This is a genomic window from Hephaestia sp. MAHUQ-44 (assembly GCF_023806085.1).
GTDB lineage: Bacteria > Pseudomonadota > Alphaproteobacteria > Sphingomonadales > Sphingomonadaceae > Sphingomonas.
The window spans coordinates 13,830-31,855 of the sequence record NZ_JAMSLX010000018.1; the positions used below are offsets into that span (position 1 = coordinate 13,830).

The following is an 18,026-nucleotide window of genomic DNA, read 5'->3' on the forward strand; positions in this document are numbered from 1 at the left end:
CAGCGTATTACAAGATATTCCTGACGTTCGCGCCACGGTTTGTCCATCCATAGCGAGAAGGATGGTCTATCCAGCGGGCTTGCCGTGCTTGCGCTTGTTCCACGCGGTGAGCGTGTCGTGCGCATCCGCGGCCGCCTGGGCAAGGAAGCCGGGCTCTTCGGTGCGCGCCGCGATCTCGAGGCGCAGGCCGTTGGGGTCGAAGAAATAGATCGAGCGCACGAAGCCGTGATCGACCAGCGGCGTGGTCTTCACGCCATGGCTGGCCAGACGGACGCGCATTGCCTCGACGTCGTCGACCGAGTTGGTCTCGATCGCGAAATGCTGCACCCAATCGGGCGTGTTGGGCGAGGGCGCGGGCTTCTCGTTGCCACCCAGATCGAAGAAGGCGATGTACGAGCCATCGCCCAGCGCGAAGAAGAAATGGACATAGGGCTGTTCCTCGCCGGTGCTGGGCACGTGCTCGGACATCATGCAATTGACCAGCGGCAGGCCGAGGATGTCCTCGTAGAAATGGCGGGTTTCCTCCGCATCCCGGCAGGGATAGGCGAAGTGATACAGCCCATTCAGTGGTCGTGCCTCGGTCATCATAGCCTCCATTCCTGCCTGTGTAGCAGGATCGCCGCACCGCGCCGTCACCCCTGCGGGGGGACGGACGGCGCCGTGCCCGGCGTCCGCGCGAGCGCGACCATCATGTCGATGAACCGCCGCAACGCTGCCGATCGGTCGCGGTTGCGCCAGACCAGCAGGACCTCGAAGCGGAGGCCAAGATCGGTGATCGGGACCAGCCGGATATTGTTGGCGGGCGACAGCGGATGCGAGGCGGTGACGAAGCCCACGCCCATGCCGACCGCGACCAGGCTCAGCAGGATCGAGTTGGTCGTGCATTCCTGGACGATGCGCGGTGCGCTGCCGCTGGCGATGCAGGCGGCCATGAGCCGGTTGTAATATTCCGGGGCGGTCTGGCGTGTCGGCGCGAGCACCGGCTCATCGGCAAGTTCCGCCATCGATACCGATTGCCGCCCGGCGAGGCGGTGGTGTTCGTGGACCGCGAGCATCGTCTCGCCGATGCCGAGGCAGGTACGATCGAGCATATCGTCGTCGCGCGCGGCGATATGCGCATCATAGACGATGCCCGCGTCGAGCGTGCCTTCCTTGAGCGCGTTGATCTGGTTGAGCGAGCCCATCGAGCGCAGATCGAGCGCGACCGTCGGCTCGCGCTCGCGGAAATGCAGCAGCCCGTGCGAGATGAAGCCGTGCGCGGTGATGATCTCGCTCAGCCCGACGCGGATCGTGCCGAGATGGCCACTGCCCAGCCGCCGGGCGCGTTCGGCCGCACGATCGACATGCGAGAGAATCTCCTCGACCTCCTCGAGGAATACGCGGCCCGCGCTGGAGAGGCGTACGCCGCGCGGCAATCGCTCGAACAGCTCGACGCCGAGTTCGGCCTCGAGGTCGCGGATCTGCCGGGTGAGGGCGGGCTGCGCCACGCGCAGCGTGACCGCCGCGCGACCGAAATGTTGCTCGCGGCCGATGGCGCGAAAATAGCGAAGATGGCGCAGTTCCATTCGCTACTCATAGTTTTCAGGTATCAAACTCTCAAGAACAAAGAATTGGACCTATCAGTCCCCCCACAACATCCTTGCTCACAGTGTTTGAGTGCGGGTGGAGAGCGATGAAAACGGACTGTCTCGACGAGTTGAGCTTCGGCACGCTCTCCACGCTCGACGTGCTGGGGACCGAGGTCGAACTGTTCACCGCGGGGCAGGGCGCGCCGCTTCTGTTCCTGCATGGGATCGATGGGCTCGAGGGCGCCGCGCCGGTGCTGCGCGAGCTGGCGAAGGGTTTCACCGTCTACGCGCCGTCGCATCCCGGCTTCGGTGGGTCCGCCCGGCCGGATGACCTCGATCGGGTCGACGACCTCGGCTATTTCTATCTCGATCTGATGGACGTGCTCGGGCTCGATCGGCCGGCGGTCGTGGGTATTTCGTTCGGTGGCTGGGTCGCGGCCGAGACGCTGACCAAGGAACCCGGCCGTGCCGCGCAGCTCGTGCTGGTCTCGCCGCTCGGGCTGCCGACCGCCGACCGGCGCGAACAGCATGTTGCTGACATTTTCATGCTCTCGCGCCAACAATTGGGCGCGCGGATGCAGGTCGGCGAACCTGGCCCCGGCAGCGATATGGTAGCGTTGGCGGCGATGCCCGAGGCGCGGCTGCGCCGGGTGTTGCGCAACGACGAAGCGGCGAGTCTCTATGGCTGGACGCCCTATATGAACAATCCCAAGCTGGGTGCCCGTCTGCACCGGATCGGCTGCCCGACTCTGGTGCTGTGGGGTGCCGGGGATGCGATCGTCACGCCTGTCTATCGCGACCGTTATCGGGCGGCGCTGCCGCAGGCCGAGGTCGAGATCGTCGAGGCCGCAGGCCACCGCATCCACGCCGACCAGCCCGCCCGCCTCGCCACTCGCATCGCAGCCTTCGCCGCCTGAGCGATCGTCCGGAGACTAATTCATGATCATCTGGCAATTCAGCGAGCAGGCCTATCATCCCGCCTTCAAGGTGCCGGGGCCGATGCGCGTCACGCTGGCGCAGCGACATTGCGATCCGGTCGAGGCCGGGCATTTGCTCAACCGCTATCTCGACGAATATCTGCTCGCCGACGAGCTCGGCCTGAATATCATGATCAACGAGCATCATGCCGCCGCGACCTGCATGTCGACTTCGTGCATGACCACGCTCGCGATCCTTGCGCGCCAGACCAGAAAGGCGCGGTTGCTCGCGCTCGGCATTCCGCTCGCCAACCGCTCCAACCCGCTGCGCGTGGCGGAGGAGATCGCGATGGTCGATTGCCTCTCGGGCGGGCGGCTCGAGGTCGGGCTGGTCAAGGGCGCACCTTATGAACTGTTCATGTCGAATCGCCAGCCGACCGGTTTCATGGAGCGTTTCTGGGAGGCGCATGATCTGATCCTTGCGGCGCTGACCAATCAGGGGGACAATTTCTCCTGGGAAGGCAAGCATTTCCACTATCGCACCGCGAGCATGTGGCCGCGCCCGATCCAGCAGCCGCATCCGCCGTTGTGGATGACCGCATCGAGCGCGACCAGTGCGCGCGATTATGGTCGGCTCGGCTACAATTGCGCGACCTTCCTGTCGGGCGCGGTCGCGCGCTCGGTCTTCGCCGGCTATCGCGAGGCCTATCTGGCGGCGCACGGCGTCGAGCCGGGGCAGGACAAGCTCGCCTATCTCGCGCTGGTGGCGTGCGCCGACGACCGCGCGACCGCATTCCGCCGTGCCGAGGCGATGAAGAGCTATTTCACCACCGCCGCGCGGCTCGACCCCCAGTTCCGCAATCCGTGGGGCTTCAATCCGGTCGACGCCAATATCCGCGCGCTTCAGGCCGGCCCGATGGCGATGCGCCCACGCATGCGCAACGGCAAGCCGGTACCGGTCGACGGATCGATCGAGGAATATATGGATGCCGGGCTGATGTTCGTCGGCACCCCCGACGAGGTGCACGACCAGCTCGTCCGCTTCCATGGCGAGACCGGCGGCTTCGGCAATTTGCTGATGATGGGGCAGGCTGGTGAGCTTGGTCATGAAGATACGGTCGACAATCTTACGCTGGTAGGGCGCGAGGTGGCGCCACGATTGGCGGAGTTGGCGACCGCGCCGCTTGAGGTGCGCTATGAGGCCGTGGGCTGATCCGGCCGTGACGGGGCGTGGGCAACCCGCTGCCAACCGAGCGGCTTCGGCCGATGGCGGCCCGATGCCGCTCGCCGAAGGGATCGACCGTTATGTCGCGCTGATGCGCGAGCAGCGTCCAGTGCCCGGGCAAGCACCTGGCATCGAGACGATCAGGCTGCTCGGCGATCTCTTCGCGCCACGCTTTGCTCAAGATTATGCGCCCAATGTTCAGCGGCACGACAGCTATATCGCGGCGCCCGGGCGCGAGATCGCGGTGCGCATCTTCGACCCGGGCGGCGAAGGGCTGCGCCCGGCGCTGTGCTATTTTCATGGCGGCGGCTTCGCGTTCGGCAGCGTCGAGAGTTTCGACATCGTCGGCGCGGGACTGGCCGAGGCGACCGGCGCGCTGGTGATCAGCGTCCAGTATCGGCGGCTGCCCGAAACCGATTATGCGGGGGCGCAGGCCGATTGCGACGCGGCTTTCGACTGGCTGGTCCGCAACGCGGCGGTGCTGAACGCCGATCCCGCGCGGCTCGGCGTTGCGGGCGACAGCGCGGGCGCGTTGCTGGCGCTGGCCTGTGCCGCCAATGCGCGCGATGCGGGTGGGGTGGCGCCGGTCTGCCAGCTCCTGTTCTACGGCACCTTCGCCATGGACCCGCGCCCGGCGCACCACGCGTCGCGCGATCCGCTGCTGACGCCCGAACGCATCCAGCAATATATCGCGCTGTTCCGTGGGAACGGTGGGCTCGCCCGCGCCCCGGCGCCGATCGATCGGGCGGATCTGTCGGGGTTGCCGCCGACGCACGTCGTGGCGGCCGAGCACGATCCGCTTTGCGAAGAAGCGACCGCGTTCGTGGCGCGGCTCGACCAGGCGGGAGTCGCGGTGTCGCTCCAGTCGGCGCGCGGCATGATCCATGGCTTTTTGCGCGCCATCGGTGTGTCCGGCGCGGCGCGCGAGGAACTGCACCGCGCCGCCGCCGCGGTTCGGCCATGGCTGTGGCCGGGGGCGAACGCATGACGACATCCAAAAAGGACATGATGTGAAAAAAGACGATTCGTTCGACCGTGGCCGCGCGATGCGGTTCGACATGTTCGGTGAGCCCGGCGTGCGCAGCCTCGACGATGCCGACGATTTCCAGGATCCGCTCCAGGATCTCGTTACCCGGCTGTGCTTCGGCGATGTGTGGAGCCGGCCGGGGCTCGACCGGCGCACGCGTAGCATGCTGACGATCGCGATCCTGGTCGGCCAGGCGCGACCCGATCAACTGCGCAACCACATCAAGGGCGCCATCGCCAACGGTGTGACCAAGGACGAGATTCGCGAAATCCTGATGCACGCCACGATTTATGTCGGGCTGCCGGCGGGGTCGGACAGCTGGCGCCACGCGCGCGAAGCGCTGAAAGAAGCCGATGCTTATTGATCGGGCTCCCGCGGTCGACGCGCCGCTCGACGGGGCGATCTCGCCGATCGAGGATATCATCGAGGCGGCACGCAACGGCCAGCCCTATATTCTGGTCGACGCCGAGGATCGCGAGAACGAAGGCGACATCATCATCCCGGCGCAATTCGCGACGCCGGCGCAGATCAACTTCATGGCGCGCCACGCTCGCGGGCTGATCTGCCTCGCAATGGCCGAGGAGCGCGCGCGCGAACTGCGCCTGCCGCCGATGGTGGCGGAGAACAATTCGGGGCACCGCACGGCCTTCACCGTCTCGATCGAAGCGCGCGAGGGTGTCACCACCGGTATCTCGGCGTACGATCGGTCGCACACGATTGCGGTCGCGATCGATCCGTCGAAGGGGTGCGACGAGATCGTCTCGCCGGGCCATGTCTTTCCGCTCGTTGCGCGTCCCGGTGGCGTGCTGGTACGCGCCGGGCATACCGAAGCCGCGGTCGATGTGTCGCGGCTCGCCGGGCTGATTCCGGCGGGGGTGATCTGCGAGATCCTCAACGACGACGGGACGATGGCGCGCCTGCCGCAACTCGTGCAGTTCGCGCGCACGCACAATATGCCGATCGGCACGATCGCCGACCTGATCAGCTATCGCCGGCGCACCGAACATTGCGTCGAACGCGTTCACGAGGAAGCCTTCGAGACCGTTTACGGCGAGGACTTCCGGCTCTCGGTGTTCCGCAACCTGATCGACAATGTCGAGCATGTCGCACTGTCACGCGGTCAGGTGGCGCCCGATCGCCCGACGTTGGTGCGCATGCACCGACTGGATTTCGTTTCGGATATGCTGAGGCCGCCGACGGCACGGCGCGATTATGTGGCACGCGCGCTCACCCGGATCGCCGCGAACGACGGGCCCGGCGTGATCGTCTTTATCCGCGACCCGTCGACCAGCGCCATTTCCGAGCGGCGCAGCAACGGCCTGACGCCGACGCGCGATCAGCGCATCCGCGATTACGGCGTGGGCGCGCAGATCCTGCTCGATCTGGGCGTCAGGGATCTGGTGCTGCTCACCGACAGCGAGGCAAGGCTTTCGGGGATCGAGGGGTACGGGTTGCGGATCATTGGCAGGGAGGGGCTGGGCGGTGGAGATGATTGAGGCCAAGGCGACGGCGCCGTTCACCGTCGCCGAGCAACTGCGCAACGGTCTGCGCCGGCTGGGCAAGGCGGTGGTGGTGATCACCGCCTGGGACGGCGAGCGGCGTTGGGCGATGACCGCCACCGCGGTGAGCGAGCTGAGCATGGACCCGCCCTCGCTGCTGGTTTGTGTCAACAAGGGGGCGAGCCTCTATGCTCCCCTGATTGCGCGCGCCAATTTCTGCGTGAATATCCTGCGTGCCGACCAACTCGCCGTATCGCAGGCGTGTAGCGGCGCGGTGAAGGGTGAGGCGCGCTTCGCCAACGGGCGCTGGGGGTCGGGAGCGTGCGGGACACCACATCTGCGCGATGCCCAGGCCAGCTTTTTCTGCGAGCACGAGACCTATATCGAATATGGTACCCACGCGGTGGTGATCGGCGCGGTCAAGGAAGTCGAGTGCAGCGGCGAGGTCGATCCGCTGATCTATCTTGACGGCGGTTACGCCCGCGCGATGCGGCTGTCGTAGATGAGCGAAACCCAGGCCCTTCTCGCACAGATCGATCATGCCTGCCGACGCCTCAAGATGGCGCAATCGACGTTCGGCCGACTGGCGGTGAACGATGGGAAACTGGTGCAGCGGTTGCAGCAGGGCGGGCGCGTGACGATGCAGACGATGGAGCGCGTGCATCGCTTTATCGAGGCGCAGGACGGCGCGTCGGCGAACGCGTTGCGATCGGGCATTCTGGGGCTGCGCGCCGCGCCGTCGCCGGCGCACAATTTCCGTTTTTACGACAACCGCCAGAAATATCTGATGTTCGTCAACACGACGAACGAGAAGCAGATCATCGCCGATCGCGCGCTACAGGAGATGGCGGGGACGCAGCCGGTGCCGCCGGCGATCCGGCTGTTCGATGGCGGGGCCGGCGACGGCACCGCGCTCGCGCGGATCATGCGTGGCCTGCACCGGCGGCATCCCTGGGTGCCGTTCTACGTCGTCGCCAAGGAAATCAGCGCGGAGAATATCCGCATGACTCTCGAGAAAATGCCCGATCGCCTGCGCGAGCACGCCGGCACGGTGCTGGTTCTCACCAACCTCAAATATTGCGAGGCGCCCACCTTGCAGCCCGAGACGCCGAGCGGGGCGAGTGCGATGGTGTGGCACGAGGTCGCGCTCGACGGCAACAGCGCGGGCGAGTTCGAGGAGCAGATCACCGCGCTCGAACCCTTTATCGCGCGCCACTGGCAGGCGAGCATCGCCAGTTCGAGCGGCAACCCCGTCTACAAGACGCCGGTGGTGCTGGTGATCTATCGCCGCGACCATGGCTTCATGCTCGATCCGATCGTTCCGCGTCGCGGCTATGCCAAAGCGGATTTCGATTTCGCCTTGCTGTCACAGCCCTATCGTGCGCACGCGCCGATCGAGTTCAAGGCGTCGCGCGTCGTCGCGCCGCTGGTCCGGGCATTGCGCGCGAACGGCAAGATGATGGGCGTCCACAGCCACGGGAACGATCCGGGGATGGAGATCATCCGCTCGATCTGGCCCGAGGAAGACCCATTCCAGACCGACCGCGGCACCATCATGGAGGCCGTGAAGCAGGATCTGGGCCTGGCCGCGCGCGATTATCACTTTCACGACCTGCCCGATTCCGAAGCGCTGTTCCGCTACGACGTCCGGACGTTGCCGACCGAGGTCGACGCGAGCACGCCGATCGGGAGCTCGACGCTGTTCGCGGCGTGGAACGCGGCGAGCTATGTCGCCCAGATCGAGGATGGCCGCTTCGCCCGGGCGCTGTCCAACGACCATTATCTCGAAGCGACGCGCGCGGTGCTGCAACGCCATCGCGGCCTGTGGTTCAACGACGAACTCTATCTGATCTCGCGGCGCGCGCGGCTCGCTTGAGCTTCCCGGTTGCGTAGCCCCGATATACGTTCCGGGGGTACGGCGGCTGGATCAGGCCGGGGTCAGCGCGGGCAGGAACGCCTTCAGATCCGATTGCGGCCGCGCACCGAAATGGCTGATCACCTCGCCCGCGGCCGCGCAGCCGAGCCGACCGCATTCCGCCAGCGTATAGCCGCGGCTGAGGCCGTAGAGCACGCCCGCGGCGTAGAGATCGCCCGCGCCGGTGGTGTCGACCACGGTCGCCACCGCCGATGAGGGCACCTCGACCGTGCCCTCGGGGCCGATCAGCAGCGCGCCCGCGGCGCCGCGCGTCACCGTGACGATCTCGACGTGGTCGGCGGCGCGCCGTGCGGCCTCGATCACGTCGTCGACGCCGTAGAGCGCGCGGATTTCGTCCTCGTTGGCGAACAGGATATCGATATGGCCGTCGATCAACTCAAGAAATTCGCCATGGTGCCGGTCGACGCAGAAGCTGTCGGACAGCGTGAGCGCGACCTTGCGGCCGGCCGCGCGCGCCGCGGCAGCCGCCTTGCGGAATGCCGCTTTGGCGGGCGGCTGATCGAACAGATAGCCTTCGAGATAGAGGATCGCCGCGGAGGCGATGAGCGCTTCGTCGATATCGTCCTCGTCGAGGCCCGTGCACGCGCCGAGATAGGTGCTCATCGTGCGTTCGGCATCGGGCGTGACCGCGATCAGGCAGCGCGCGGTGGCGGCACCGCTCCGGGTCGAAGGCGTGTCGAAGGCGACGCCAAGCGAGCGCAGGTCGTGGCGGTAGATATCACCCAGCGTGTCGTCGCGGACCTTGCCGATGAACGCGCCACGTCCGCCGAACGCAGCGACACCGGCGATGGTGTTGCCGGCCGAGCCGCCCGACACCTCGACGCCTGCGCCCATCGCTTCGTACAGTTGCTGCGCGCTGGCCTCGTCGATCAGCGCCATGCCGCCTTTGACCATGCCGTGCGCGGCGAGGAAGCCATCGGTGGTGTTGGCGAGAACGTCCACGATGGCGTTGCCGATGGCGAGCACGTCGAACTCAGCGGGCTGCATGAAACTTCCTCTCGGGGGATGGGCCGCGCGATAGCAGGAAAGGCAAAGGCGGCTTGTGTCTGGCTGTGCGTTATATAAAGACGAATGACATTCGGCAAGATGCATGTGTGACAGGGAGGTGGACGGTGGGAACGATCGCGGCACGGCCGATCGAAACGGCGCGGGAAGACGTGGTGTGCCCCTTCTGCGCGGCGCCCTGGACCGAGGCGATGTTCGCGATGCTCGACCGCGCTACGCTGGCATCGGGCTGTGCCTGTTGCGGCGGAACAGTGGCGGCCCATCCGGCGCCGACCCCCGTGCCGACCGAGGGCATCAATTGCGCGGCCTGTGGCCGTGAAATCTATCGCGCGGTGGGGCAGGCATGATGAAGGGCACCGCTTTCGACATCATCGATGCGCAGATCCACCAGCCCGCGCCGCCGTTGCCGCTCGACGATGCGGTCGATGATGCGACCAAGCTGCTGCTCAACGTCGAGATCGCCCGCGAGGCGATGGACAGCGTCGGCGTCGACGCGGCGCTGGTCGTGGCGGCGTTACCGTATATCGATGCGTGCGTGTCGCGCTATCCGGGGCGGTTCATTGGGGTCGAGACGTTTGCCGCGACCGGTGATGATCTGGCGCGGGCGGTCGAACGCGCGCGCGGCGATGCGCGGCTGGTCGCGGGACGGCTGCTCGTCACCGATTTTCGCACCACCGAATTGTCGCCGGCCTTCACGCAGGGCGGGATGGATGCCGGGTTCGCCGCGGCGGCGGCGGTGGGGTTGCCGCTGTTCCTCTCGACACACGGCCAGGCTGCGGCGATGCGGCCGGTGATCGAGCGGCATCCCGCGTTGACGGTCATCATCGACCATCTCGGCGTGAGCCAGCATCCGGTGTCGCCGGCGCGCGCTGATGTGTGGGATCGGCTCGATGGGCTGCTGGGGCTGGCCGAATACGGTCATGTCCATGTCAAGCTGTGCGGTGCGCCGCTGCTGTCGGCCGAGGCCTATCCCTTCGCGGATACATGGCCCCAACTCCAGCGCGTGATCGCGGCTTTCGGGCCCGAGCGGCTGATGTGGGCGAGCGACTATACGCGGCTGCGCATGGCGCAGGCAGGCGGCCCCACGCGCAACCGCGGCTGCCTCTATGCCGAGACGCTGTTCATGTTGCTCCACGATAGCGCGCTCGATCGCGCCGCGAAGGAGGCCATTCTTGGTGGTACGCTCAAGCGTGTGCTCAACTGGTCTCCGCCGCGCCGTTGAGGCTCAGTGCCCCGCCGTGCGACTGGCGGGGTCGATCCGGACGCGCGTCAGCAGGATCCAGATGATGATGCCGGCGCACGCCAGCGGCGCTGCGAGCAGGAAGAAATAGCCGATCGCGCCGAGTTGATAGGTGAGCGCCAGCGCGCCGTACATCGGCCCGACGATCGACGCGCTGCGCCCGGCGCCATAGGCCCAGCCGACGCCGGTGGCGCGCATCCGCGTGGGGTAGAGTACCGAGGCGATCGAGGCGAGGCCGGCGTGCGCGGCATGTTGCGCGGCGGCGTTGATCGCCAGCGCGACGAACATCGCCAGGGTCGGCGCGAAGATTCCCATCCCCAGGGCGGCAAATGCCGCGATGATGAAATAGGTCGGCACGATCGCCTTGAAGCCGAACCGGTCGATCATCATCCCGATCGTCACCATTCCGAGCGCGCCGAAGATGGTGCCGAGCGCGGTGGTGATCGCGATCTCGCTCCAGTCGAGTCCGATCACGTCGTGGAAAACGGTGGTCTTCCACATCGCGGCGCTGATGAAGCCGAAGCTGCTGATGAAGGCGAGCCATAGCAATATTGTCGGTAGCGCGAGGCCTGGCGCGAACAATTCCTTCACCAGCGCGACGCTGCTGCGCCGCCGCTCGACCACGGCGGGGGGCACGACCGTGACGGGTTCGTCCTCGGGCATCAGCGCGGCGATCATCGCCTGCAGCCGGGGATCGCCGGGGTTGCGCGCGGCCATGAACTTGGGTGATTCGGGCAGGAAGCGATAGATGAAGGGCAGCAGCAGCAACGGCATGCCGGTGCCGAGCCAGAAGGCGACGTGCCAGCCGAATGGTTCGAGCAGGAAAGCCTGCATCGCCGAGCCGAGCAGCGCGCCGGGCATCGAGCCCGCGAGCACGATCGTCACCATCGTCGCGCGCTGGCGGGCCGGTGCGAGCTCGGAGGCAAGCGCGACCATGTTGGCGATCACCGCGCTGGCGAACATACCGGTGAGCAACCGGCATATCGCGAGCGCAGGCAGGTTGGTGGTGAAGATCGTGACGAAGCAACTCGCCGAGACCGCGAGCAGGCACATCATCAGCAGCTTGCGTCGCCCGATCTGGTCGGCGATCGGCGCGATGAAATAGGCGCCGAGCACCATGCCCACCTGCTGCATCGACAGCACCCAGGTGAGCGAGGTGCGCGGCACGCCGAAATCGTCGGACAATTTGGGGAGCACCCAGCTCAGCACACCGAGATCGAAGCCGTCGACCAGCATGGTCAGCGCGCCGATCAGCATGACCCGGATGTGGAAGGGGCGGAATTTTACGCTGTCGAGAAAGCTGTCCAGCTCAACCGTTCGGGCCACAGCGCCATCCTCCCGTCATTTTTGGACGGTGCCCGGACCGAACAAGCCGCCGCGTGTATAAAATATAAGCCTGGCTGTCTGTCAACGGCGCCGAACCCTCGTTCGGAGCAGCTCGCAGCCATGGTGTGGCGCTTCATATCCTGTCTTCACAGTATCAGCAATGCTGTTATAAGGCTGGCTGACACTAAGGTGCGGTCGATGGTCGAAAACCGCGCGAGAGAGAGGAAGTCAGGGACGATGCAGATCGAACGACTCGATCCGGGGCTGGACGCGATCGTGGCGCCCGATGCGGTTTGGGAAGAACTCGGTCGCGGGTTCGGCGGCCCGACCGGCCCGGCCGAGGGGCCGGTGTGGATCGCGGAAGACGGCGTGTTGTTGTTCAGCGACATTCACAACAGCCGCCGCATGCGCTGGCATCCCGTGGACGGGATAACGGTCGACAAGGAAGATACCGCCAACGGCAACGGCCAGACGCGCGATCGCGAAGGCCGGCTGGTCGTCTGCCATCATTTCAGCCGTCGCGTCGATCGCGAGGAAGCCGACGGCAGCGTGACGGTGATCGCCGACACGTATCGCGGGATGAAGCTCAACCGGCCCAACGACGTGGTCGTGAAGTCGGATGGCGCGATCTATTTCACCGATCCGCCCCCCAAGGTGCCGTTCACCCCGGTCGATCATCCGCCGGAAATCGATTGCGCCGGTGTCTATCGCGTGTCGGCCGATCTCAAGCGCATCAACATGGTGGTGCGCGATCTGGTCAACCCCAACGGGCTGTGCTTCTCGCCCGACGAGACGATCCTGTATGTCAACGACAGCAATCGGCACCGCAAGCTGATCATGGCCTATGACGTCGAGGCCGACGGGATGCTCGACCTCGGCAGCGCGCGGCTGTTTTGCGACATGCGCCCCGACGAGCGCATCGGCGGCCCCGACGGCATGAAGGTCGATGTGGCGGGCAACGTCTATTGCACCGGCCCCGGCGGCATCTGGATCCTGAGCCCCGCGGGGGTGCATTTGGGCACGATCCTGATCGAGGGGCGCGCATCCAACATGAACTGGGGCGATGCCGATTGGCGCACGCTCTATTTCACGGGCGCGCGCTCGCTCAACCGCATCCGCCTCGAAATTCCCGGCGTGCCCGTTTCGGGCGGGCCGATCCAATCCTCCACGCACGCTTGAATCGGAGAGACTAAGCCATGCAGTTCGGACTCTTCTATGAGCACCAGTCGCCGGCGCCCTTCACCGCCGAGAAGGACCGGCAAATCTATCACAACGCGCTCGACGAACTCGAACTCGCGGACAAGCTCGGCTACGATTACGCCTGGCTGGTCGAGCATCATTTCCTTGAGGAATATTCGCACAGTTCGGCGCCCGAGGTATTTCTGGGCGCGCTCAGCCAGCGCACCAAGCGGATGCGGCTTGGCCACGGGATTTGCGTGATGCCGCCGCGGATCAACCATCCCGCGCGCGTCGCCGAGCGGATCGCGACGCTCGACCTGCTGTCGAACGGCCGTATCGACTGGGGTACCGGCGAAAGCGGCACTGCGATGGAACTCGAAGGTTTCGGCGTCGATCCCGAGCTGAAGAAAGACATGTGGCGCGAAGCGACCGAGCAATGCGCCAACATGATGACGATGACGCCCTATCCCGGTTACGAGGGCGAGCATTTCTCGATGCCCACGCGCAATGTGGTGCCAAAGCCGATCCAGACGCCGCATCCGCCGCTCTGGGTTGCCTGTTCGCGTCGCGACACGATCCTCCACGCTGCGCGCAACGGCATGGGGGCGCTGGTGTTCGGCTTCGCCGCGCCCGAGCAGGCCGGCAAATGGGTCCAGGAATATTACGACATCATCCGGTCCGAGGAATGCGTCCCGATCGGCCATGCGGTGAATGCCAATTTCACGATCGTGACCGCGCTTTCGGTCCACGAGGACGAACAGATCGCGATCAGCCGCGGCACCGAAGGTTTCAAATATTTCGGTTATTCGCTCGGCTTCTACGCCGCGTTCGGTCGGCATGTGCCCGGCCATTCGACCGTGTGGGAGGATTTCAAGAAGGCTGAGGCTTCGATCGAGGACAATCACGGCAACGGCGGCATCGGCACGCCCGAACAGGTCTATCAGCACTGCAAGGCCTATGCGGACGTCGGTGTCGACCAGATCATTTTCGTCCAGCAGACCGGCCCGGCCAACCACCAGCATATCTGCGAATCACTCGAGCTGTTCGCGACCACCGCGATGCCCCGGCTGAAGGAAGGCGAGGCCGAGCGTCTTGCCAAGAAACAGGCCGAGCTGGCGCCCTATATCGCGGCGGCGCTGGCGCGGAAGCCGCGCATGGCGCCGATCGCCAAGGAGGATATCGAGCCGGTACGCTCCTATGGCCTGCGCAAGAAGGAAGCCGGCACGTTCCAGAACACGCGTTCCGATCGCGGCGGCGGACTGGCGGTGGTGGCGGACGATCCGCTGGCCCTGGTGTCGAACCAGGCCGAGAAGGCGGCAAACCGGTCATGAGCGTCCTGCACGGCCGCGTCGTGGTGATCACCGGGGCGAGTTCCGGGATCGGCGAGGCCTGTGCCGTCGCCTTCGCGGCGAAGGGCGCCAAGGTCGTGCTCGCGGCGCGGCGGGTCGATCGGCTCGCCACGCTGGTCGCGCGGCTCGAGGAGCGGGGCGGCGAGGCATTGGCGGTCGCGACCGACGTGACCGACGAAGAGGCCGTGACCAATCTGTTCGTGCAGGCGATGGCACGCTTCGGTCAGGTCGATGTGCTCGTCAACAACGCCGGCGTGGCGGACAGCACCGCGGCCGACGTGCTCGAGCTTGCGCTCTGGCGCAAGGTGATCGACACCAACCTGACCTCGGCGTTTCTGTGCGCGCGTGCGGCGATCCGCGTCATGAAGCCGCAGGGGCGGGGGCGGATCATCAATGTCGGGTCGATCTCGGCGCGGGTGCCGCGCAAGGAAAGCCCCGCCTATACCGCGAGCAAATGGGGGCTCGACGGGCTCACCCGCGCGCTGGCGATCGATTGCCGCGCGCATAATATCGCGGTGTCGATTTTCCATCCGGGGATTGTTGCGACCGAACTCGGCAGCGGGTTGAGCAGCCTGTCCGACGATCTCGTCGCCGCGCCCAGGGACGCAGCCGACATCATCGTCCACATGGCCGATATGCCCGACCATCTGAATTTTTACGAAGCGCTGATGGTGCAGAACAAGATCCCGTTCCTCGGCCGGGGTTAGGTTCCGGCTAAGCCGCCGCAACCGGCACGCGATCCGCTTTGGCCGACAGCCCGAAACACGCCGCCGATATCAGCCACAGCACGGCGAAGACGCCGCTGAATAGCAATGCTCGCGATGGGCCGTCCGCCACGAGCGCGGTCGATGGGGCGGTGGCGATGGCGACACCGAGCAGAACCTGCATGATCGCGACGCCAACCATGGTCCGCGCCATGCCTGCGGGCTGGAACCAGGCCGAAAATGCGCCCACCATTGCTGCCATGATGAGCAGGAAGAAGCCGATGCCAGCGCCGTCGTCGCGGATGATTGTCGTCCGCACCGTCAGGAACGACGTCACGACTGCGACGGCCACGCCGACACGATAGACGCGGTTTCCGCTGGTCGGTGCCACCCGTTCGTTTGATCCAGTCATCGGCGTGCCTTCCGTGGCCATCGAAGGCTTATACTAGCACGCGTTCGGATGAGGGGCATGAGCGCGCCATGAGAAAGCAATGCAGAACCGAGGGAAACGACGCGGGTCGCACGATCGAATGTCTGCAAGCGGAGCGCAAACCGCCGCGCTATTCCTTGGCCTGTTTCTGCGTCTCGACCAGCGTCTTGAGCTTGCGCGCGGCGCTGACCGCCACCGGCCAGCCGGCATAGAAAGCGATGTGCGCGATCGCCTCGCCCAGTTCCTCGACGGTGAGGCCGTTTTCGAGTCCCAGTTCCATATGGCCCTGGGTCTGGTCGCGGTTGAGCGCGATCAGGCAGGTGATGGTGATCAGGCTGCGATCGCGCGGGCTCAGCTGGGCGCGGTCCCAGACCTTGTCGTAAAGGATCGTTTCGGTGAGTTCGTCGAGCAATGGCGCCACGCTTGCCAACTCGCGGCCGCGGCCGCCGGCGGGTCTCTTCATCGTGTTTCTCCCGTCGTTGCCCGGTAGGGCGCGAAATTCTTGGCTGCGGCGCCCAGCGCGCCGCGCAGCATGCCCAGATCGGACAGCCAGGCGATATATTTCACGCCGCGCGCCACATAGGCGTCGAGCTGCTGCGCATTGGCCACCACGGTGCCGATGTGCTTGCGGCCGGCGGCGACCTCGATCACGCGGTCGATCGCCGCTACCACGTCGGGGTGGGCCGCATTGCCGGGATGCCCGAGCGACTGGCTGAGGTCGCCCGGACCGATGAACAGCACGTCTAGTTCATCGATCGCGCACAGTTCGTCGATCTGCTCGACCATTTCCTTATTCTCGACATGGACGCTGACCAGCGTGTCGCGATTGGCGCGCGCCTCATAGTCGGCGCCCGACTGGCCATAAGCGGCGGCACGACAGGCGCGGGCCGAGCCGCGCTCGCCCAGCGGCCAGTATTTGGCCTTGCGGATCGCGTCGCGGACCTCGTCGGCGGTTTTGAGCGAGGGCACCTGAATGCCGCTCGCGCCGCTGTCGAGCACGTGCAGGATATGCGCTTCGGAGGCGTCGGGCGTGCGCACGACGCTGCTCATGCCCATCAACTCGCAGGTACGGATGATGTTCTCGATTCCGGCATGGGTGTAGGTGCCGTGTTCGGCATCGATGATCAGGAAATCGAACCCCGCCAGCCCGAACAGCTCGGCAACCGGCGGCGAGTCGAGTTTGAAGAAGCTCCCGAATACCACCTCGCCGGCTTCGAGCTTGTGCTTCACCGATGCGTTGAACATGCCGGTTTTCCTCTCCTGATCGTCATCGCATCGCTCCGGGAGGAGGTGCGCAGTTGCTATTTACAAACGTCATTCAACATGGCACCAGCGCTTATATAAGCCAAGCTTTCATTGTAGGGCCTGGTACCAACAGACCGCCCCCGGGCGGCGATCACGGGAGACGATGGGTGAAGCGCAGCACGGACCGCATCCTGACGACTCATGTAGGCAGCTTGATCCGGCCGCTCAACGTGCTTGAAGGCATGATGAACAAGGTGCTCGGCGAGCCCGTCGATGAAGCGCAGTTCCAGCGCGACGTGGCACAGGGCGTCGCCGACGTCGTCGCGAAACAGGCCGAGATCGGGATCGATATTCCCAGCGACGGCGAGATCTCCAAGCCGAGCTTCCACAATTACGTCGTCGAGCGGCTGGGCGGGCTCGAGCGTTTGCCGGCCAGAAACGGTGGTGCCTATTACGGCCTGCTGACCGAGGAATTCCCCGGTTTCATGAAGCAGTACAACGCCATGTACAAATCGATGTGGATGGCACCCGAACTGCCCGCGGAAAAGGTGCAGAAGGCGCTGGCGGCGCCGTTGCCGCGTTGTCGGGTGGCGGCACCGCTGACCTATGTCGGGCAGGACGCGCTCCAGACCGATATCGACAATTACAAGGCTGCGCTGGCGGGGAAGGATTTCGTCGAGACCTTCATGCCCTCGGCCACGCCGGCACGCGACGATGCCGATTCGGGCGATGTCTATCCGAACGAATCGGCCTATCTCTACGCGCTCGCCGATGCGATGCACGTCGAGTATAAGGCGATCGTCGATGCGGGCTTCATCGTTCAGCTCGATCTGGGTCTGCCCGCGCGCAATCAGGTGTTGCCGGGCAATCCCAACCCTACGCCCGAGGATCTGCGCCGCGCCTCCGAGCGGCAGGTGGAGGCCTATAACCACGCGCTCCGCGGTATCCCCGAGGACCGGGTACGTTATCATATGTGCTGGGGCAGCATGAACACGCCGCACACCACCGACGTGCCGCTGCGCGAGGTGATCGACATCATCCTCAAGATCAAGGCGCAGGCCTATGTGATCGAGGGCGCCAACCCGCGCCACGAGCATGAATGGACGGTCTGGAAGGACGTCAAACTGCCCGACGGCAAGATCCTGGTGCCCGGCGTGATCAGCCACCAGACCAATGTCGTCGAGCATCCCGAACTCGTCGCGATGCGCATCGAGAATTACGCGAGCGTAGTCGGGCGCGAGAATGTCATTGCCGGCACCGATTGCGGCTTCTCGCAAGGCTGGAACATGGCGCGCGTGCATCCCGAGGTGCAATGGGCCAAGCTGAGCGCGCTGGTGGAAGGCGCAGCGCTCGCGTCGACGCGCCTCTGGCGTTGA

At 65.6% G+C, this 18,026-nt stretch carries 20 protein-coding genes; 13 read left to right on the forward strand and 7 right to left on the reverse strand.

The window, feature by feature from the left end; translation table 11 throughout:
- Positions 1 to 66 precede the first annotated feature (66 nt).
- Complete coding sequence (locus NFE57_RS14955) at positions 67 to 585, reverse strand: VOC family protein (protein WP_252136395.1); 519 nt, start codon at positions 583 to 585, stop codon at positions 67 to 69.
- Between the two features lie 47 nt (positions 586 to 632).
- Complete coding sequence (locus tag NFE57_RS14960) at positions 633 to 1,565, reverse strand: LysR family transcriptional regulator (protein WP_252136396.1); 933 nt, start codon at positions 1,563 to 1,565, stop codon at positions 633 to 635.
- Between the two features lie 107 nt (positions 1,566 to 1,672).
- Here NFE57_RS14960 and NFE57_RS14965 point away from each other — a divergent pair, with 107 nt between their 5' ends.
- The 7 genes from NFE57_RS14965 to NFE57_RS14995 all read left to right on the forward strand — a co-directional run bounded on the left by NFE57_RS14965 (position 1,673) and on the right by NFE57_RS14995 (position 8,112).
- Entirely contained in the window at positions 1,673 to 2,485 is an 813-nt protein-coding gene (locus tag NFE57_RS14965; protein ID WP_252136397.1) for an alpha/beta fold hydrolase, read from the forward strand.
- 22 nt (positions 2,486 to 2,507) lie between these two features.
- Positions 2,508 to 3,698 (forward strand): LLM class flavin-dependent oxidoreductase, encoded by a 1,191-nt coding sequence (locus NFE57_RS14970; protein WP_252136398.1) that lies wholly within the window; start codon positions 2,508 to 2,510, stop codon positions 3,696 to 3,698.
- 64 nt (positions 3,699 to 3,762) lie between these two features.
- Positions 3,763 to 4,698, forward strand: coding sequence for an alpha/beta hydrolase (locus NFE57_RS14975; RefSeq protein WP_252136399.1), 936 nt, complete (start codon positions 3,763 to 3,765; stop codon positions 4,696 to 4,698).
- Positions 4,699 to 4,720: 22 nt separating this feature from the next.
- A complete protein-coding gene (locus NFE57_RS14980) occupies positions 4,721 to 5,101 on the forward strand; it encodes a carboxymuconolactone decarboxylase family protein (protein WP_252136400.1) in 381 nt (126 codons plus the stop codon).
- Positions 5,091 to 6,233, forward strand: coding sequence for a 3,4-dihydroxy-2-butanone-4-phosphate synthase (gene ribB / locus NFE57_RS14985; protein WP_252136401.1), 1,143 nt, complete (start codon positions 5,091 to 5,093; stop codon positions 6,231 to 6,233). Before NFE57_RS14980 ends, ribB begins: the two co-directional genes overlap by 11 nt.
- A complete protein-coding gene (locus NFE57_RS14990; RefSeq protein ID WP_252136439.1) occupies positions 6,226 to 6,738 on the forward strand; it encodes a flavin reductase family protein in 513 nt (170 codons plus the stop codon). The genes ribB and NFE57_RS14990 overlap by 8 nt, the downstream gene beginning before the upstream one ends.
- Entirely contained in the window at positions 6,739 to 8,112 is a 1,374-nt protein-coding gene (locus tag NFE57_RS14995) for a hypothetical protein (protein ID WP_252136402.1), read from the forward strand. It abuts the gene before it with no gap.
- Positions 8,113 to 8,163: 51 nt separating this feature from the next.
- On the opposite strand, the gene NFE57_RS15000 is transcribed toward NFE57_RS14995, so the two are convergent.
- A complete protein-coding gene (locus NFE57_RS15000) occupies positions 8,164 to 9,159 on the reverse strand; it encodes an adenosine kinase (RefSeq protein ID WP_252136403.1) in 996 nt (331 codons plus the stop codon).
- A gap of 125 nt (positions 9,160 to 9,284) precedes the next feature.
- Here NFE57_RS15000 and NFE57_RS15005 point away from each other — a divergent pair, with 125 nt between their 5' ends.
- The gene (locus NFE57_RS15005) at positions 9,285 to 9,524 is read left to right on the forward strand and encodes a hypothetical protein (protein ID WP_252136404.1); all 240 of its coding nucleotides are present in this window, start codon (positions 9,285 to 9,287) and stop codon (positions 9,522 to 9,524) included.
- The gene (locus NFE57_RS15010; protein WP_252136405.1) at positions 9,521 to 10,399 is read left to right on the forward strand and encodes an amidohydrolase family protein; all 879 of its coding nucleotides are present in this window, start codon (positions 9,521 to 9,523) and stop codon (positions 10,397 to 10,399) included. Before NFE57_RS15005 ends, NFE57_RS15010 begins: the two co-directional genes overlap by 4 nt.
- Before the next feature lie 3 nt (positions 10,400 to 10,402).
- On the opposite strand, the gene NFE57_RS15015 is transcribed toward NFE57_RS15010, so the two are convergent.
- Entirely contained in the window at positions 10,403 to 11,743 is a 1,341-nt protein-coding gene (locus NFE57_RS15015; RefSeq protein ID WP_252136406.1) for an MFS transporter, read from the reverse strand.
- A 237-nt stretch (positions 11,744 to 11,980) separates the two neighbouring features.
- On the opposite strand from NFE57_RS15015, the gene NFE57_RS15020 reads away from it, so the two are divergent.
- Genes NFE57_RS15020 through NFE57_RS15030 form a run of 3 tightly spaced genes read left to right on the forward strand, consistent with a single transcriptional unit; the run spans position 11,981 to position 14,978 of the window.
- A complete protein-coding gene (locus tag NFE57_RS15020) occupies positions 11,981 to 12,922 on the forward strand; it encodes an SMP-30/gluconolactonase/LRE family protein (protein WP_252136407.1) in 942 nt (313 codons plus the stop codon).
- Between the two features lie 17 nt (positions 12,923 to 12,939).
- On the forward strand, positions 12,940 to 14,253 hold the full coding sequence (locus tag NFE57_RS15025) for an LLM class flavin-dependent oxidoreductase (RefSeq protein ID WP_252136408.1): 1,314 nt from the start codon (positions 12,940 to 12,942) through the stop codon (positions 14,251 to 14,253).
- On the forward strand, positions 14,250 to 14,978 hold the full coding sequence (locus NFE57_RS15030) for an SDR family oxidoreductase (protein WP_252136409.1): 729 nt from the start codon (positions 14,250 to 14,252) through the stop codon (positions 14,976 to 14,978). Before NFE57_RS15025 ends, NFE57_RS15030 begins: the two co-directional genes overlap by 4 nt.
- Before the next feature lie 7 nt (positions 14,979 to 14,985).
- On the opposite strand, the gene NFE57_RS15035 is transcribed toward NFE57_RS15030, so the two are convergent.
- The 3 genes from NFE57_RS15035 to NFE57_RS15045 form a co-directional block, all read right to left on the reverse strand.
- The gene (locus NFE57_RS15035; RefSeq protein ID WP_252136410.1) at positions 14,986 to 15,408 is read right to left on the reverse strand and encodes a hypothetical protein; all 423 of its coding nucleotides are present in this window, start codon (positions 15,406 to 15,408) and stop codon (positions 14,986 to 14,988) included.
- 127 nt (positions 15,409 to 15,535) lie between these two features.
- Complete coding sequence (locus NFE57_RS15040; RefSeq protein WP_252136411.1) at positions 15,536 to 15,868, reverse strand: carboxymuconolactone decarboxylase family protein; 333 nt, start codon at positions 15,866 to 15,868, stop codon at positions 15,536 to 15,538.
- Complete coding sequence (locus tag NFE57_RS15045) at positions 15,865 to 16,650, reverse strand: HpcH/HpaI aldolase family protein (protein WP_252136412.1); 786 nt, start codon at positions 16,648 to 16,650, stop codon at positions 15,865 to 15,867. Before NFE57_RS15045 ends, NFE57_RS15040 begins: the two co-directional genes overlap by 4 nt.
- Before the next feature lie 167 nt (positions 16,651 to 16,817).
- Between NFE57_RS15045 and NFE57_RS15050 the strand changes: the two genes are divergently transcribed.
- On the forward strand, positions 16,818 to 18,026 hold the full coding sequence (locus tag NFE57_RS15050; RefSeq protein ID WP_252136413.1) for a cobalamin-independent methionine synthase II family protein: 1,209 nt from the start codon (positions 16,818 to 16,820) through the stop codon (positions 18,024 to 18,026).

What these genes read in the sequence shown, in the direction of transcription:
- NFE57_RS14955 (WP_252136395.1), bottom strand. Translation starts at nt 585, where the DNA reads ATGACCGAGGCACGACCACTGAATGGGCTGTATCACTTCGCCTATCCC.
- NFE57_RS14960 (WP_252136396.1), bottom strand. Translation starts at nt 1,565, where the DNA reads ATGGAACTGCGCCATCTTCGCTATTTTCGCGCCATCGGCCGCGAGCAA.
- NFE57_RS14965 (WP_252136397.1), top strand. Translation starts at nt 1,673, where the DNA reads ATGAAAACGGACTGTCTCGACGAGTTGAGCTTCGGCACGCTCTCCACG.
- NFE57_RS14970 (WP_252136398.1), top strand. Translation starts at nt 2,508, where the DNA reads ATGATCATCTGGCAATTCAGCGAGCAGGCCTATCATCCCGCCTTCAAG.
- NFE57_RS14975 (WP_252136399.1), top strand. Translation starts at nt 3,763, where the DNA reads ATGCCGCTCGCCGAAGGGATCGACCGTTATGTCGCGCTGATGCGCGAG.
- ribB (WP_252136401.1), top strand. Translation starts at nt 5,091, where the DNA reads ATGCTTATTGATCGGGCTCCCGCGGTCGACGCGCCGCTCGACGGGGCG.
- NFE57_RS14990 (WP_252136439.1), top strand. Translation starts at nt 6,226, where the DNA reads ATGATTGAGGCCAAGGCGACGGCGCCGTTCACCGTCGCCGAGCAACTG.
- NFE57_RS14995 (WP_252136402.1), top strand. Translation starts at nt 6,739, where the DNA reads ATGAGCGAAACCCAGGCCCTTCTCGCACAGATCGATCATGCCTGCCGA.
- NFE57_RS15000 (WP_252136403.1), bottom strand. Translation starts at nt 9,159, where the DNA reads ATGCAGCCCGCTGAGTTCGACGTGCTCGCCATCGGCAACGCCATCGTG.
- NFE57_RS15010 (WP_252136405.1), top strand. Translation starts at nt 9,521, where the DNA reads ATGATGAAGGGCACCGCTTTCGACATCATCGATGCGCAGATCCACCAG.
- NFE57_RS15020 (WP_252136407.1), top strand. Translation starts at nt 11,981, where the DNA reads ATGCAGATCGAACGACTCGATCCGGGGCTGGACGCGATCGTGGCGCCC.
- NFE57_RS15025 (WP_252136408.1), top strand. Translation starts at nt 12,940, where the DNA reads ATGCAGTTCGGACTCTTCTATGAGCACCAGTCGCCGGCGCCCTTCACC.
- NFE57_RS15030 (WP_252136409.1), top strand. Translation starts at nt 14,250, where the DNA reads ATGAGCGTCCTGCACGGCCGCGTCGTGGTGATCACCGGGGCGAGTTCC.
- NFE57_RS15035 (WP_252136410.1), bottom strand. Translation starts at nt 15,408, where the DNA reads ATGGCCACGGAAGGCACGCCGATGACTGGATCAAACGAACGGGTGGCA.
- NFE57_RS15040 (WP_252136411.1), bottom strand. Translation starts at nt 15,868, where the DNA reads ATGAAGAGACCCGCCGGCGGCCGCGGCCGCGAGTTGGCAAGCGTGGCG.
- NFE57_RS15045 (WP_252136412.1), bottom strand. Translation starts at nt 16,650, where the DNA reads ATGTTCAACGCATCGGTGAAGCACAAGCTCGAAGCCGGCGAGGTGGTA.